The organism is Niveibacterium sp. 24ML (assembly GCF_026586805.1).
Classification (GTDB): Bacteria; Pseudomonadota; Gammaproteobacteria; order Burkholderiales; family Rhodocyclaceae; genus Niveibacterium.
The window spans coordinates 1-1,366 of sequence record NZ_JAPFHA010000065.1; the positions used below are offsets into that span (position 1 = coordinate 1).

Below are 1,366 nucleotides of genomic sequence, written 5' to 3' on the forward strand. Positions count from 1 at the left end.
AAACAGCGCGATGAACCAAGTGGAGATACGCGCTCAGGTATGGTTCGGGAGCAATCACGTGGGGAGATCTCTAACGTGGAGCTAACCCGCGCCGTAGCGCGCAGCGCGAAGGGAACCCTGCAGCGCAGCTGTAGGGCGTCGGGTTGAGCGCAGTGTTAGACATCACTTGAGGAACAGCGCCATTGTGATGTCGTCGATGTACCGACCACTGCTAAGGCGAATTCTGTGCTTTAGGCGGCCTTCCTCGATGAAGCCGACGTTCCGGTACAGAGCGACTGCGGCGGCATTTTCAGCGCGAACCAGCAGTTCAATCTTGTGGGCGCCAGACTCCGTGCGCGCCCAGTGCAGCAGAGCACTCATGAGCCGCTTTCCATGGCCCTGACGCCAGTGGTTCGTATGAACACACATATCCAGCCGCAGAACATGTGACACCTTTCGTAGGCCCATGGGCCAAAGGCAAGCATGAGCAAGAAGCTGGCCGTCCTGTTCGACCACCAGGTATTTGCCTTTGCCGTTTGCAACAATTGCCAGTCTTTCCAGAAAGCTTGATTCGGCTAATTCGTCGGGCTCCGATACCAGCATTCCATCGAATAGCGCGACAACCTCACGCTCTGCCGCGCAAAGGGCAGGCACGTCTTGAAGGCAGGCGTCGCGGACGATGGGCATAGGGGGCTGTGATGTCTAACGTTGGACGTAACGGGCGCCGGAGCGCAGCGAAGGGAACCAAACTGCGCAGCAGTTTGGCGTCCCGTTGACGGACTTGTTAGGCACCTGACTGAGCAAGGACATTCTCGTAAACGTGTAAGTCGTCTGAAGAGAAGCAACAAAAGACCACCTCGTGGATGGCCGGAAGCTCCTGGATACTCAGGCGAACAGTTGAAACCGCAACTTGAGCCGCTAGTTCAATTGGGTAGCCGTAAATTCCAGTGCTAATGCTTGGAAAGGCGAGAGTATGAATTGCATTGGCTGCTGCGACCAGAATGGATTGCCGATAGCACGATGCCAAAAGCTCTGGTTCGCCATTATTGCCTCCGCGCCAAACGGGACCAACCGTATGGATGATGTGCTTCGCAGGCAGGCGATAGCCCTTTGTAATCTTCGCGTTTCCAACTTTGCAGCCGCCAAGAATCCGGCACTCGTGGACAAGTTCTGGACCCGCAGCCCGATGAATAGCACCGTCAACGCCGCTCCCGCCGAGCAAAGATGAGTTTGCGGCGTTCACGATGGCCCCAACTTGAATAGTGGTGATATCGCCCTGAATTGCACGAAGTAAGGCAGTCATTGAAGGGGCCTAACGTTGGACGTAACGGGCGCCGGAGCGCAGCGGAGGGTACCAAACTGCGCAGCAGTTTGGCGTCCCGTTGAC

Annotated in this window: 2 protein-coding genes; both read right to left on the reverse strand. The window is 56.6% G+C overall.

Annotated elements, in window-relative coordinates; genetic code table 11:
- Nucleotides 1-162 precede the first annotated feature (162 nt).
- Nucleotides 163-666 (reverse strand): GNAT family N-acetyltransferase, encoded by a 504-nt coding sequence (locus OPU71_RS21180; protein WP_267730095.1) that lies wholly within the window; start codon nucleotides 664-666, stop codon nucleotides 163-165.
- Between the two features lie 97 nt (nucleotides 667-763).
- The gene (locus OPU71_RS21185) at nucleotides 764-1,282 is read right to left on the reverse strand and encodes an O-acetyl-ADP-ribose deacetylase (RefSeq protein ID WP_267730096.1); all 519 of its coding nucleotides are present in this window, start codon (nucleotides 1,280-1,282) and stop codon (nucleotides 764-766) included.
- Between the last annotated feature and the right edge of the window lie 84 nt (nucleotides 1,283-1,366).